At 64.5% G+C, this 12,647-nt stretch carries 13 protein-coding genes; 6 read left to right on the forward strand and 7 right to left on the reverse strand.

Annotated features, from left to right (window positions below; all coding sequences use genetic code 11):
• Window positions 1–58: 58 nt before the first annotated feature.
• Both LMU33_RS28700 and LMU33_RS28705 read left to right on the forward strand, forming a co-directional pair.
• Entirely contained in the window at window positions 59–1,318 is a 1,260-nt protein-coding gene (locus LMU33_RS28700; protein WP_228623519.1) for an SNIPE associated domain-containing protein, read from the forward strand.
• Between the two features lie 553 nt (window positions 1,319–1,871).
• The gene (locus LMU33_RS28705; RefSeq protein ID WP_228623520.1) at window positions 1,872–2,504 is read left to right on the forward strand and encodes a hypothetical protein; all 633 of its coding nucleotides are present in this window, start codon (window positions 1,872–1,874) and stop codon (window positions 2,502–2,504) included.
• Between the two features lie 203 nt (window positions 2,505–2,707).
• On the opposite strand, the gene LMU33_RS28710 is transcribed toward LMU33_RS28705, so the two are convergent.
• From LMU33_RS28710 to queC, 7 genes are all read right to left on the reverse strand, one after another.
• A complete protein-coding gene (locus LMU33_RS28710; protein ID WP_228623521.1) occupies window positions 2,708–2,908 on the reverse strand; it encodes a hypothetical protein in 201 nt (66 codons plus the stop codon).
• Between the two features lie 433 nt (window positions 2,909–3,341).
• The gene (locus LMU33_RS28715) at window positions 3,342–3,551 is read right to left on the reverse strand and encodes a hypothetical protein (RefSeq protein ID WP_228623522.1); all 210 of its coding nucleotides are present in this window, start codon (window positions 3,549–3,551) and stop codon (window positions 3,342–3,344) included.
• 819 nt (window positions 3,552–4,370) lie between these two features.
• Entirely contained in the window at window positions 4,371–4,886 is a 516-nt protein-coding gene (locus tag LMU33_RS41495; RefSeq protein ID WP_228623523.1) for a VUT family protein, read from the reverse strand.
• 403 nt (window positions 4,887–5,289) lie between these two features.
• A complete protein-coding gene (locus LMU33_RS28725; RefSeq protein WP_228623524.1) occupies window positions 5,290–6,063 on the reverse strand; it encodes a GTP cyclohydrolase I FolE2 in 774 nt (257 codons plus the stop codon).
• A gap of 4 nt (window positions 6,064–6,067) precedes the next feature.
• Window positions 6,068–6,424 carry a 6-carboxytetrahydropterin synthase QueD gene (gene queD, locus LMU33_RS28730; RefSeq protein WP_228623525.1) on the reverse strand — a complete coding sequence of 119 codons (357 nt, stop codon included), beginning with the start codon at window positions 6,422–6,424 and terminating at the stop codon, window positions 6,068–6,070.
• Window positions 6,424–7,059, reverse strand: a complete 636-nt coding sequence (gene queE / locus LMU33_RS28735; protein ID WP_228623526.1) for a 7-carboxy-7-deazaguanine synthase — start codon at window positions 7,057–7,059, stop codon at window positions 6,424–6,426. Before queE ends, queD begins: the two co-directional genes overlap by 1 nt.
• A 2-nt stretch (window positions 7,060–7,061) precedes the next feature.
• Window positions 7,062–7,757, reverse strand: coding sequence for a 7-cyano-7-deazaguanine synthase QueC (gene queC / locus LMU33_RS28740; RefSeq protein WP_228623527.1), 696 nt, complete (start codon window positions 7,755–7,757; stop codon window positions 7,062–7,064).
• A gap of 456 nt (window positions 7,758–8,213) precedes the next feature.
• Between queC and LMU33_RS28745 the strand changes: the two genes are divergently transcribed.
• From LMU33_RS28745 to dbpB (LMU33_RS28760), 4 genes are read left to right on the forward strand one after another with little or no spacing between them, the layout of a single operon-like run.
• Window positions 8,214–8,777 carry a hypothetical protein gene (locus LMU33_RS28745; RefSeq protein WP_228623528.1) on the forward strand — a complete coding sequence of 188 codons (564 nt, stop codon included), beginning with the start codon at window positions 8,214–8,216 and terminating at the stop codon, window positions 8,775–8,777.
• Entirely contained in the window at window positions 8,774–9,907 is a 1,134-nt protein-coding gene (gene dbpB, locus LMU33_RS28750; RefSeq protein WP_228623529.1) for a DGQHR domain-containing protein DpdB, read from the forward strand. The genes LMU33_RS28745 and dbpB (LMU33_RS28750) overlap by 4 nt, the downstream gene beginning before the upstream one ends.
• The gene (gene dpdA / locus LMU33_RS28755) at window positions 9,904–11,124 is read left to right on the forward strand and encodes a tRNA-guanine transglycosylase DpdA (RefSeq protein ID WP_228623530.1); all 1,221 of its coding nucleotides are present in this window, start codon (window positions 9,904–9,906) and stop codon (window positions 11,122–11,124) included. Before dbpB (LMU33_RS28750) ends, dpdA begins: the two co-directional genes overlap by 4 nt.
• A 39-nt stretch (window positions 11,125–11,163) precedes the next feature.
• Window positions 11,164–12,267: a DGQHR domain-containing protein DpdB gene (gene dbpB, locus LMU33_RS28760; protein ID WP_228623531.1), complete on the forward strand. Its 1,104-nt coding sequence runs from the start codon at window positions 11,164–11,166 to the stop codon at window positions 12,265–12,267.
• The last annotated feature ends 380 nt before the right edge of the window (window positions 12,268–12,647 follow it).

Below are 12,647 nucleotides of genomic sequence, written 5' to 3' on the forward strand. Positions count from 1 at the left end.
GCCAGGATGGAAGCCCGACCCGGCTTGGCCGGCCCCACCACCTGGCTGGCACCTCTTCGTGTCCGACGACGAGTCCGAATCGGACTACGACGTCGGCGAGTCCGCCACCGCGTCAACCGCCGAAGCCCCCACCGGCGCGGCGCAAGGGACACCGGGAGCTAGGCCAGACCAGACATTTGCTAGCCCCCCGACTGCCCTACCGTTGGGCGGAGTCGACCCCGCGCCGCTGTTGGCCCGTATCGCCGATCTCGAAGCCGCGCTCGCCACTGCACAATGTGGCGCCGATGTGATCGATCTCAGCGATCAGCGCGCCTTGCAGGACGTCGGTATCTACCGCTACCACCATCCTCTGGAGAGCGCGGCGGCTTACAAGGACCGGCTCCGCAGCCTCGAGGGCCAAATCGATGACGTCATCAAGAGCGGGCGCGCGATCCTCGCCGCCGACCTGTTCACGTTCGATGGATCTCTGGCACGAGGGCGGAAACTGATTGGCGATCTGTCCAAGCTGATGCTACGGGCTTACAACGCGGAGGCCGACAACTGTGTGCGCTCGCTGAGGTCAGGGAACGTGCGCACCGCGCAGAAGCGGCTGGAGTCGGCGGTCACCGCGATTGAGAAGCTAGGGGCGATCATGGAGATGCGGATCAACCCCGAGTATCACGCTCTACGAATCGCCGAGCTCGAATTGACTGCCGACTTTCAGATGAAGGTGCAGGAAGAGCGCGAACGCGCCCGCCAGGAGCGTCAACTTCTCCGCGAACAGCGCCGGGCTGAGCAGGAATTGGCCGCCGAGAAGGAGCGACTCGAGAAAGAGCGAGCGCACTACATCGGCGTCCTGGAATCCCTCCGCTCCAAAGGTGACGACGCCGCTGTCGCCGAACTCTCCCGCCGCCTCGCGGACATCGAAAATGCCATCGCAGCCAACGACTACCGCATCGCCAACATCCGCGCCGGCTACGTATACGTCATCTCCAACATTGGCGCATTCGGCCCGAACATCGTCAAGATCGGCATGACCCGCCGACTTGAACCGATGGACCGCGTCAGGGAGCTCGGCGATGCTTCAGTGCCGTTCCGGTACGACGTCCATGCCATGTTCTTCTCCGAGGACGCCGTGACGCTGGAGTCCGAACTCCACAAGGCGTTCGCCGATCGACGCGTCAACTTCGTCAACGAGCGACGCGAGTTCTTCTTCGCCACACCATCCGAGGTTCGAGCACTGTTGGCAGACAGAGTCGGCGGCCTGCTTGAGTTCACGGAGCAACCCGCGGCTCTCGAGTACTTCCAGAGCCGTAGCCGCTGGCCGCAGCAGAGCTGAATGGGGATCCCGCCAGAGGCTCGGGCACAGCACCAGCGGTATCCACCTCCTCCGGGCCCGGCAAGCCATCAGCGCGCGACGATCCAGCAGCGAGCGAGCAGCTGGCCGGGCCTCGATCATTCACGTGTGCGCGCCGACGTGAGCCTCGACTGGGATGTGCGGTTTCTGCCGGTTCGCTCTGCGTGGTGATCGCTGCGGGCCGGCCTCGTACTCGTACAGCGCACGCTGAACTGCGGGCCAGCACTGGAGGGCTTCTACTTTTCCCAAGACATCGGACTTGCACCGACCTCGGCACGACCATTGGGAGACGTCAGTGAGCGCAGTCTCGGGAACATCAGATGGACCCGGAGTGCCCGGAGTTCGCGGAGACGCGGGTGCCACCGATAATGATGGCGTCCAAGGGTTCAGCCAGAGTCCTGCCCGCGCAGCGGTAATCGGTGTGCACACAGGTGGTGGGGTGGGGGTCAAAGGGGATAGCCCGAACGGGGACGGCGTCCAAGGATTCACCACCGATGACAACCACTCCGGAGTAGTGGGAAGCCACACGGGTGTCGTGGGTGGCCCCATCAGTACCGGAACTGGCGTACTGAGCCAGAGCAACACCGGCGTGGGCGTCCACGCGACGAGCAATTTCGGTATTGGCCTGATCGCCAGTGGCGGGCACCGAGCTGCACGGTTCGACGGCAGCGTGGAAGTCAACAGCACCCTGATCGGCCAGCAGATCAATGGAACAGAGGGAAGTTTCAGCGGAAATGTGTTTGGCAAGCAATTCGTCCCAAACGGAGCGGACCTTGCAGAGCACTTCGCGTCAGAAGGTAACTTCGAGCCGGGGACAGTTCTCGTCATCGGGGATAACGGTCTGCTGACCCCATGCGGCGCAGAGTACGATAGGCGCGCAACCGGGGTGGTTTCGGGTGCTGACGGCCTCGAGCCCGGAATCGTCATGGAGAGCAAGACCGAATCCGAACATCACGTCACGCTGGCGCTAGCAGGGCAGGTCTACGTTAAAGCTGACCCACGGTACGGGGCAATCACCCCTGGTGATCTACTAACCACTTCATCTACTCAGGGCTACGCAATGCGAGTAACGGACCACGGTCGTGCAGTCGGCGCCGTTCTCGGGAAGGCGTTGTCATCCCTGGACGGCGAACCGGGACTCCTTCGCATGCTGGTGAGGCCATCCTGAGTTGCCCACCGCCATCTGCCTCGCTCTTCTCTTCATCTGGTCAGCAAGGTGATCCGAACGAAACGGCCTTCAGGGGATGATGCTGTCCGCGGAGAGTACCGGTTCCGCCCATGCAGCGAAGCCGAAGATCGGTCGCTGAGTAAGCCTCCCCCGCTGTCGTCATACAGAGTCCGACGCACCCTTCGGCCTCGACGCACCAGGTATCACAGACCCTCTACGTCGACGATCCCGCACTCGCCAGCGTCGAGGTCGACGGAAGCCTCGCCGACGCGGCTTACATTCCAACCCGCCTTCGCGGCGAGATGCATCCACACCTGGATCGCTCGCTCGGGTTGCTCTGCGGAGAAGCCCGTCCCCACTCTCGCGATGATCTGCACCGGGTCAGCTCGCTCGCCAATGGCCATCACAGTCTCTCTCGTCGGCAGGCGATCATGGCAGAGCCCTTAGCCCGGCCGACTCGCCGGGTCTTCGGGAAGCCTTTGCGGGGCGGCCCTAGTGGGTGCCACGAGGAAGGGGATGGCCGGCGGGCGTGTGGCCCACACGCTCCTCACACGCGATTGGTGCGCAACAGCAAGAAAGAGCGGGAGACAGTGAGACTGTCTCCCGCTCTTTCATGTCGGCATCCGCCCTGGTCAGCGCTTGATTTTTGCTGATCCTGGGCGAGTGCCCCCGGCAGGATTCGAACCTGCGCACACGGCTCCGGAGGGCCCTTCGGCTAGCAGAAGACGTGCTGGTCACAGAGCCAAAATCAGACTGCCAGGCTCACGTCGTCCACGAATGGTCCATGGCCTGGTGCCGATGCCTGCGCCAGGCCATGCGCTCAAACACAGTTCGGTCTCAGAGCAGGAACCAGTAGTTTCCGCCCGCGACCCCCACGGCCGCAGCCAGCAGCGTGAGGAAGGCCGGCGACACCGACAGAGACACGGACAGGTCGAAGTGCTTGCCGACGGACACGCGAATGTGGCGGAGGGTGGAAGCCGGGCGTCCCTGGAGACCGGCCTGGCCGTCCTGGCTCACATTGACAGACGTGTCATGCTGGTAGTTCATAGGTAACCCCCTTCGTGGTGGGCGTCGCCGCTCTCGCGGCCTTGGAACCTGATGACGGCGACGCCCCCGCCCCCTCCTGCTTGTGCAGAAGAGGACAAAAAGGGGCCCCACCCTGGTAAGCCAGAGTGGGGCCCCTCAATGCTACTGAGACGGTAGCGAGTTACCGAGAGGTAGGTCAACTCCTCTTACTCGCAGCTAAGTTGCAGCCCCTTATCTGCGGCTGCGCGTCTCTGCGACGGACGCAAACGCCCGAAGATTCCTTCCCTATGAGAGGTGCATGACGACTTCTTCGTCCCGAAGCAACTTGGGTGGGGGAGGCGCCTAGGGGCGACGTGTTCTTCACCTGAACTGATGGTCCGCAGACCTCCGCGGTTGCCCACCGTTGTTCGTCGGCGCTGTCACGCAGTTGGCGTGTGTCCCGGATCCGCGTGGCGCGAACGGTGATCGTAACTGGACACCGTCCAACGCCTCTCGCAGCCCGGCTGTCGCCTACCCGGCGTCGTCGGAGGCCAAGGACTGCAGCGCGGCTTCGAAGGCCGCCTACCTTCCCCCCAGTGTGCCGGGATGGAGGCCGAGAACAGAGTCTGTGTCACTACAGGGCACATAGACGCCAGAAGGCACGCTTGCGAGGCCACATTGGGGTCCAGCAGCGAGAGGATTTCGCGGGTGGCCAGGGTGCGGTAGCTCGCCTCCGATCAGGGGCCCTGAGGCGTACACCGCGGGCGGCCGCTTGAGCGACGGGGCCTGTCCTGTGGAGGGCCTGAGCGAAGGCTATTCCGGTGAGGTTTCGTGCCATGCGTGGATGGCAGGCTGGGACCTTCAGGCGACAACGCGGTCACGGCGGCGCAGCAGCGCCAGGACTATGACGGCCGCGAGGGTCATCCACGTTTTGCCGAGGATTTGTCCAGGCAGGTAACTGAGGGAGCCGAAGGCAAGGTGGAGGAACAGGAGACTGTCGGCGAGAAGTCCGACGGTGTTCGAGGCGAGTATCGCGACGAGTAGTCCTCGCTTGCGTAGGGGTTCGTAGACGACGAAGTCCATGGTTTCAGCGACGGCGAAAGCCACCGCTGAGGCAGTGGCGAGGCTGGGGTCGGCGAGGAGGTAGGAGAGGACGGTGCCGATGGCTATGGCGGCGAGGATGGCGCCCCGGCCGGTCGCCTCGCGTGCAAGGTCGCGCAGAACGAGCGCCAGGCCGACGAGGTAGACGCCGGCAGGTGCGACGTAACCGAGGCCGACGGGTACCGCGCCGAAGTGGGTGACGGCCAAGTTGGCGGCCGGGATAGTGGCGATGTAGGCGATGAGTGTGGCAATACCGGCAGGAGCGGGGGCCTTCACGATCTACTTTCTGTCTAGGCGGTGGGTTGCTGCGCTCGGCTCCAGCGGCGGACGGGCGGTGGGGCGAACGTGCAGACAGTACAGCGCACGGCACTGACATCCTTAAGGCGTCGGTCCGTGCTGCAGTGCTGGGACAGGTGCCTGGTTCCGGGGTGTGCAAGGAACGCGTGGATCAGGCGGCGATGCCGCGCTGAGGGACTCGGATGGGTCTCTCGACGGCGGGCGCGCCAGACAGCGTCGCGGGTGTCGGCCCGCTGTACGGGCCGTGGGGCGCGTGCATAGCAGCCAGTGGACGCCTGTCGCGAACTCGGGCGGAACCATGCGCCTCTCCGCGGCAGGAACGGCGTGGGGAAGGGGATGGCATCCCCCCGTTCCGGCCTGAGGCGCGGGCGAGGACGTGGGTTCAGTCGGAGTAGGTCAGGTTGGCGATGGCGTCGTGGCTGTGAATACTTTCCAGGTTCTTCGCCCGGATCGCGTGATTCAGACCCATTTCGCGGCATGCGAGGCTTATGTCACGAATAATGTCTTCTACGAAGACGGGATGGTCGTAGGCCTGCATGGTGACGACACGTTCGTCGGGCCGCTTGATGAGGGGCAGGACGGGGGCGGAACCGGCGCTGCGCAGCAGGTCGACGATTTCATGAATCGCCAGGGGGTAGGGCGCGTCGGTGGTCCCGGAGATTGTGAGGGTGATCTCGCTGCGCTGGTTGTGGGCGCCGTAGTCGGAGATGGCCTTGGAGCACGGGCACAGGCTGGTGACGTCGGTGGTCACCGTGGTGGCGACGGTGCAGGTGTCAGCGGTGATGCGGCCGGTAATGGTGACGTCGTGGGTTTGCCACGACTGTCGCTTACTGGCGGGTGCGGTCACAGTCGTGGCGATGGGCAGGGACAGCGTCAGCGCCAGGGTGGGGGCTTCAAGCAGTTCGAGCCCTCGTTTGAGGGCGATGGGCAACTCCTGCGGGGCGAGGGTGGCCACTTCCTCGTGCACCAGAGCGATCATGCGGCTCATGTGGGTGCCGCGCCGGTCGGCTTGCAGGCCGACGGTGACGCTGATGTCGGCGATGCCGTTCTGGCGCGTGTGGCCGTCATCGAACGTGACGGGGTAGCGCAGGCCGCTGATCCCTACTTCGTCGATGGCGATGCCGCGGGAGTCGGCCTCGTTTTGGATGTCGTGCATGCTGCTACTCGCCTCGGTAGGTGCAACCGGAGGTGCAGGTCTCGCGCACGGTGATCGCTGACAGGGCGGGGAGTTCGGCGATCATCCGGTCCCAGATCCAGCGGGCCAGGTTCTCGCTGGTGGGGTTTTCCAAGCCTTCGATGTCGTTCAGGTAGTAATGGTCTAGTTGTGCGTCGATGGGCTCGAATGCACGCTTGACGTCGCCGAAGTCCATTACCCAGCCTGCTTCCGCATCCACTGGCGCTTCGACGTGCACGGTGATCTTGTAGGAGTGGCCATGGAGGCGGGCGCACTTGTGTCCTTCGGGGACACGTGGCAGGCGGTGGGCTGCTTCGAAGGTGAACTCGCGAAAGATTTCCATTACTGAATTCCCAGATACTTGTGCGTCTGGAGGGAAAGTGTCCAGCGCGGGTTCTTCATGCAGTACTCGACGGCGGCGCGAGTGTGGGCCTCGCGATGAGCGTCGTCCAGGGGTTGCAGTCTGAAGTGGCGGAAGTTGAGGTCTTCGAACTGGGCGGGGTCGCCGCCGGCCTGGGGATAGACCAGCTTGAGTTCGTCGCCGTGAGTGAGGACCAGTGTGGAGCCGAGCTTGGGGCTTACGCACAGCCAGTCGATACCCCGGGGTGCCGGGCGGGTGCCGTTGGTTTCCACTGCGACTTCGAAGCCGCGGTCGTGAAGGGCGTTGATGGCGTCCTCGTCCAGCTGCAGTAGGGGTTCTCCTCCAGTACACACCACGAACCGGTGTGCGCGATCGGTAGTGGGCCAGGCAGCCTCCACGGCGGCGGCCAGGTCGTCGGCGGTGGTGAAGCGGCCGCCGCCTTCGCCGTCGGTGCCGACAAAGTCGGTGTCGCAGAACTGGCAGATGGCGCGGGCGCGGTCGCGTTCCCGGCCGGTCCACAGGTTGCAGCGCGAGAAGCGGCAGAAAACTGCAGGGCGTCCTGCGTGACTGCCTTCCCCTTGGAGGGTGTAGAAGATTTCCTTGATCAGGTACGTCATGCTCAGGCGCTCTGGTACTGGACCGGGTCCTTCACGCCGGCCTCGGCGAAGCCTTTCAGGCGCAGCAGGCACGTCTCGCACTTGCCGCAGGCCTGTCCCTGCTCGTCGGGGTCGTAGCAGGAGGAGGTGAGGGAGTAGTCCACCCCCAGGCGCAGGCCCTCGCGGACGATGTCGGCCTTGGACAGTGTCATCAGGGGGGAGTGCAGTGTGATCTTGGAGGTGCCTTCGATGCCGGCTCGGGTGGCCAGATTGGCCATGGTGGCAAAGGCCTCCATGTACTCGGGGCGGCAGTCGGGGTAGCCGCTGTAGTCCACGGCCGTGACCCCGGTGAAGATGTCGCTGGCGCCGACGGTCTCGGCGAAGGCGAGCGCGAACGACAGGAAGATCGTGTTGCGGGCCGGCACATACGTGATCGGTACTCCGGACTGGGGCGTGTCCTGAAGCGACTCGTGCTTGGGCACCTCAATGTCGGCGGTCAGGGCAGAGCCGCCGAAGACCCGCAGATCGATGTCGGCGATGACGTGCCGGGCCACCCCCTGTGCCTGGGCGACCCGCTGGGCTGCCTCCAGTTCGATGGAGTGGCGCTGACCGTAGCGGAAGCTGAGAGCGTAGGGAGTGAATCCCTGGTCCTTGGCGATGGCCAGCACCGTGGTCGAGTCCAGGCCGCCGCTCAGCAACACGATCGCGGGACGGTCCATGCTGTCACTCCCTTGTCTGATGTCCAGTTGCCTCACTTGAGGCAGATGAAGCCTACCCCGGTAACTACCGGCTACAGTAACTACGACAACAGACGAGTTAATGAAGCCAGAGGTCGAACCGCAGTGAACGAGTTGCCCATCGTGGTCACGTGCACGGACCGGAAGGCCTCACCGCCCGTGGCCGCCCTGCGGGCCCGCGATCTACCTGCTGCGGACCTGTCCGAAAAGGCCGCGGAGTGGGAACGCCGCCTCCGCACCGCTTCCGAGGGGCGGGTGGAGTTGGCGCATCTCTACCAAGGGGACCAGTGGAGGCGTGCTCAAGCTCTAGCGGCCGCTGCGACCCACGCCGGGTTCGCCCCTAGCCTGTATGTGGCCTCGGCCGGCCTCGGCCTGCGATCAGTCTCCAGTCTCGCCCCTTCCTACGCGGCCACTTTCATGCCCCGACACGCAGATTCCGTGGCTTCCTCCACCTCTCAGGCGGCCGACTGGTGGGATCATCTGCAGCGCATGGATGAAAGTCGTAACTTGTCCAAGATTGCGGCTTCTGTCGGGCGAATTCTTGTGGTGCTGTCCGAGACGTATGCCCAGGCCATGCACCGCGACCTGCTCGCCCTGGCGGCCAGCGGAGCGGACGTGGTTCTCATCGGAGGTGCCTGCGACCTGGACGGCGTGCTGCGCATTCCCGCCAACGCCGCCCTGCGCAACGCCTTGGGCGGCACCCTCACCAGCCTCAACGCCCGCATGGCGGCCGCCTGGCTGCAGCGCTGCACACCCGGCCACCTCATTTCCCCTGCCGCCAAAGAGCGTTGGAGGACCTGGGTCGACCAGGCGGTCTGCCCAGAACGCTACGCCCGCACCCCGATGTCGAACGACGAAGTGATCGCCTTCATCACAGACATGAAACGCCGCTACCCAGGCGCGTCCCGCACGCGCCTACTACGCCTACTGAGAGACAAGGGGATGGCCTGCGAACAAAAGCGCTTCGCAGGACTGTACTCGTCAACGATTGGCCAACGATGACCTCCACTGTGCTTAAGCGTCGGGCGCTGCGGATCGAGCAGCACCCCACGATCCCGCTGTATGTGTTCACCTTGGCGGCAGAAGAGGTCCACCAGGTTGCCGACGTCGCCCGAATCTCCCGAGACGAAGCGGGCAAACTGATCGGCTACCAACGCCCCGAGAAGAAGCAGCACGTGAAGCAGATCCTCGAGTACCTGGATGGTGACGAGGTCCTGTTTCCCAACGGGTTGATCATGGCGTTGCCCTCGAGCGTGCGGTTTAAGTCCAGCCCAGGCCCGAGCAGCAGCGACGGCTTGTGCACCTCGGGCACGCTGGAAATCCCCCTGCCCGATGCCCCCGACGCCCCCCGGCCCGCCTGGATCGTCGACGGCCAGCAGCGCAGCCTCGCCCTGGCCCGCACCCGCAACACCCGCCTGGCCGTGACCATCGCCGGCTTCGTCGCCGAAGACCTGGAAACTCAGCGCGACCAGTTCCTGCGCGTGAACACGGTATCCCCGCTGCCCACCAACCTCGTCACCGAACTCCTTCCCGAAGTCGGCACCCTGCTGCCGACCAAGCTCTCCGCCCGCAAACTTCCCGCCGTGCTGGTCGAGGCCCTCAATCACGACAAGGACTCACCCTTTCGAGGCCTGGTGCGCCGCCCGTCTACCACGGCCGAGCAGAAGACGGACGCTGTCGTCACGGACAACAGCCTCACCACGGCCATCCAGGAATCCCTCAACTCCCCGTCGGGCGCCTTCTTTCCCTATAAGAATCTGTCCAACGGCACGGTCGACACGGCCACCATCCGCCAAATCCTCGTCGTCTACTGGACCGCGGTGCGCGACACCTTCCCCGACGCGTGGGGGCTGCCGGCGACCAAGAGTCGGCTGATGCACGGCGTCGGCATCCGCTCCATGGGACGCTTGATGGATCGCGTCATGATGGCCATCGACCCCGCCTCACCCCATGCCGTGGAGTTGGCGCGGGACGAACTTGCATTGATCGCGCCGCACTGCCGCTGGACCCAGGGACGCTGGCCCGACCTAAACACCCCCTGGAACGAACTCCAGAACAACCCCCGCCACATCAGCACCCTGTCGAACTACCTCCTCCGTATCTATGTGCAGGAAAAGGCAAAGGCCGCGTGAAATTCTATTTCCCTGACAGCCAGGACCTGGTGAGCCCCACGTACGACTTCATCAACGATGAGTACTCGCCCTACCGAGTCCGTCAGCGCGATGACGTCTACGCCCACCAGGCCGTGACACCGATCCCCTACGACGGGATCCTTGTCAGCAAGGCGGTTGTCGACGGATCCATGAAGGGTGCAGGTAAATACTCTGCCCCCCAGCGCGAGCGCTTCTACCGCCTGGGCGTGAGGAACTTCTTCCGTCTCCCCGACGAATGCTCCACCATCGGAGACTGCGGCGCCTTCAACTATATCGACGAAGAGCGCCCACCCTACGAAGTCGACGAAGTCCTTGACTTCTACGGCCGATGCGGATTCGACGCCGGCATCAGCATCGACCACATCATCTTCGGCTACATCCCTCAAGAATCCGACACGGAACCAGAAGCGGCGTGGGTGGAACGCCAGCAGATCTCCCTGGAACTCGCTGAGAACTTTCTCACCGCGACCAAAAAGCACGGCGCCCACTTCGAACCCGTCGGCGCCGCCCAGGGGTGGGGACCCGACAGTTACGCCCACTCCGTCGCGCAACTGCAGAAAATGGGATACCGGCGTATCGCCCTCGGCGGCATGGTCCCCCTCAAGTCCCACGAGATCCTGGCCTGCTTGCGGGCCATCGACGAAGTACGCAACCACGACACCGAACTACACCTGCTCGGCATCAACCGCGTCGACAGCATGGAGCAGTTCGCCCGCCACGGCGTGACCAGCTTCGACAGCACCTCCGCCTTCCGCCAGGCCTTCATGGACGACCGCAACAACTACCACACCGCCACCGGTGCATATACCGCCATCAGAGTCCCCCAAGTCGACGGCAACCCCGCACTCAAACGCCTCATCCTGTCCGGAAGCGTCTCCCAGGCCCAGGCCATCACCGCAGAACGTGCCTGCCTGCGCGCACTACGGGAATTCGACAGCGGAGAGAACTCGCTCGAAGAAGTACTCGACGCCCTCGCTGCCTACGAGTCGCTCGTCCTCGGCCCGAAGAAGAAGAGCTACCTCGCATACTACGAGCGCATCCTCAGTGACACTCCCTGGCGCGCCTGCCCCTGCGCCCTGTGTAAGAAACATGGCATCGAGATCGCAATATTCCGGGGAACCGAGCGGAACAAACGCCGAGGATTCCACAATCTGACCGTACTCGAGGCCAAAATGCGCTCCCTCACCTTCGGGTGAAACCCCCACTTTTCTTCTTTTCACATGTCTGGAGATGCAATGGCCGACCGATACGAACTCAGGCTCCCGGCGCTCGAGATCCGCCAGGGCGGTAGAAAGATCTACTGCTTCGCCGTAGACGGCAAGAAGGTTCACAGCTTCGCCGCGGTCTCCCGCGTACGCCGCGACGACGACAGCAACCTCCAGGGCTACCAACGCCCCGAGGTCCTCAGCCACATTCGCGGCATCCGTCGCTACCTCGAGTCCGACAACGCCATGCTCCCCAACGCCCTGGTCCTGGCCTTCGACGAAAGTGTCAGGTTCGAGAGCGGGGCGCGGCGGGTCGCCGGCGTCCACTACTCCGTCCCCGGAGAGTTGGTGATTCCCGTCGATGAGTCCCTTTCCGACGAGGACAAGCCCGCCCTGATCGTCGACGGCCAGCAGCGCAGCGCCGCCATCCGCGACGCCGACCTGGTCGAATTCCCCGTCGCCGCCGTCGGGTTCATCGCCGACAACCACGACGATCAGCGCTCCCAATTCATTCTGGTCAACTCCACCAAGCCGCTACCCAAGGGCCTCATCCACGAGCTCCTGCCCGAGACCAGTGGCCACCTCCCGCCCACCTACGCCCGCAAGCGTCTGCCCGCCCAGTTGATGACCCGCCTCAACACCGACGGCCAGGGCCCCTTCTACGGTCGCATCGCCAGCCCCACCTCACCCGACGGCAACATCAAAGACACTGCTGTTCTTCGCATGCTGGAGCACAGCCTCTTCGAGGGCGCTCTCTACCAGTACCGCAACCCCGAAGACGGCTCCGGCGACATCGACCGCATGCTGCTGCACCTGCGCTCCTTCTGGGCCATCGTCAAGGACACCTTCAGCGACGCCTGGAAACTTCCGCCTCGCCAGTCCCGTCTCACCCACGGCGCCGGCATCCAGGCCATGGGCTTCGTCATGGACAGCCTCACCGACGGCATGCCCGCCGAAGAGGTCGACTGCGACGCGGTGCGCAACGCTGTCCTGGGCCTGATGCCGATCACAGCCTGGACCTCCGGCATGTGGCGCTTCGCCGACGGTGAGCAGCGCCGCTGGAACGGTCTGCAGAACACCCCCAACGACGTCCGCCTTCTGACCGACCTGCTGGTCCGTGCCGTACATAGCTGACCTGACCGTTCATCGTGCCCCGGCTCCGGGGCACAGCGAATTACGGCAATTCGCCCGCCGCCGGCATCCGGGGGCGGGCTAATCCGTTTTCAGGGCCGCAGCAGCCGACTGCTCGTGCGGTGCTGCCGCCAGCGCTCCACCGTCGTACACCAAGCCCATGAGGATGCGGTCTGGCCCCGGTGAGTGTCGGCCCGGGCCGCTGGCGGAACCGAGGCCCTGGTTGCTGGTGTCGCTGAACCTGCAGCAGTACCCGGTAATAGGCGTCAACCCGATGATGGGCAGCGGGGGCACTCGAACGTGGACGCCAGTCGGTTGACGCCTCGTCTCGCCACGCTTGCATCTATCTGTGCGGCAGGTCCTGCGCCACCGCTTCTCCTTCC

It is taken from the genome of Streptomyces barringtoniae, assembly GCF_020819595.1.
In the GTDB taxonomy this organism is placed as follows: domain Bacteria; phylum Actinomycetota; class Actinomycetes; order Streptomycetales; family Streptomycetaceae; genus Streptomyces; species Streptomyces barringtoniae.

Bases quoted from the DNA above. Each gene is read 5' to 3' on its own strand.
- queC (WP_228623527.1), bottom strand. From the start codon at position 7,757: ATGGACCGTCCCGCGATCGTGTTGCTGAGCGGCGGCCTGGACTCGACC.
- dbpB (WP_228623531.1), top strand. From the start codon at position 11,164: ATGGCCGACCGATACGAACTCAGGCTCCCGGCGCTCGAGATCCGCCAG.
- LMU33_RS28725 (WP_228623524.1), bottom strand. From the start codon at position 6,063: ATGCACGACATCCAAAACGAGGCCGACTCCCGCGGCATCGCCATCGAC.
- queD (WP_228623525.1), bottom strand. From the start codon at position 6,424: ATGGAAATCTTTCGCGAGTTCACCTTCGAAGCAGCCCACCGCCTGCCA.
- dbpB (WP_228623529.1), top strand. From the start codon at position 8,774: ATGACCTCCACTGTGCTTAAGCGTCGGGCGCTGCGGATCGAGCAGCAC.
- LMU33_RS28715 (WP_228623522.1), bottom strand. From the start codon at position 3,551: ATGAACTACCAGCATGACACGTCTGTCAATGTGAGCCAGGACGGCCAG.
- queE (WP_228623526.1), bottom strand. From the start codon at position 7,059: ATGACGTACCTGATCAAGGAAATCTTCTACACCCTCCAAGGGGAAGGC.
- LMU33_RS28710 (WP_228623521.1), bottom strand. From the start codon at position 2,908: ATGGCCATTGGCGAGCGAGCTGACCCGGTGCAGATCATCGCGAGAGTG.